The organism is Noviherbaspirillum sp. ST9 (genome assembly GCF_048799745.1).
Taxonomy (GTDB): Bacteria; Pseudomonadota; Gammaproteobacteria; order Burkholderiales; family Burkholderiaceae_D; genus Noviherbaspirillum.
The window spans coordinates 1-546 of record NZ_JBLWFR010000189.1 but is presented as its reverse complement, the minus strand read 5'-3'; the positions used below and the strand labels follow the sequence as shown (position 1 = coordinate 546).

The window sequence follows — 546 nt, the reverse complement described above, 5'->3', positions numbered from 1 at the left end:
ACTTGCAATGCGTGTGGTTTATGCAAACCCCACCCTGGCAAGGCAGGAGGCCGAAAACTCAGTTACAAACGTTTTCGGTGTAATTTCAGACCTGGGAGACCGAGCTTCACTTAAGCACTCTGGTGATCTGGTTTATATGCATCCACTTTTTGAGATCGCATATAATTTTAATGAGGGCGAGGCCAGAATGACTGCCTCGATGGATGCTTACCTGAATGGCTATAAGGATCCCCGGATTAGCGCATACTTTAAACCTGCTGCTCTGGATGGATTATATCACGGAGTCCGGCTGGGTATAACCCCTGCATCCTGGGCGAATTATACAGGAAATAAGATATCAAACCTGAATGTAGATAACAGCAGCACAGAAATAGTATGGATGACTGTGGCTGAGTCTTATTTTTTGCGTGCTGAAGGTGCTTTACGGGGCTGGCAGATGGGAGGCGACGCGAAAACCTTCTATGAACAGGGAATAACTATGTCGTTCTCTGAAAATAAGGTTCAGGGAGCGGTAGCTTATATAGCTAACTCGACAGATAAGCCTTC

General features: G+C 46.2%; 1 protein-coding gene. It reads left to right on the top strand.

From position 1 onward, the window contains the following. The coding region (locus ACNOHI_RS25450; RefSeq protein ID WP_420477510.1) for a SusD/RagB family nutrient-binding outer membrane lipoprotein at nt 1–546 on the top strand (546 nt) is incomplete at both ends.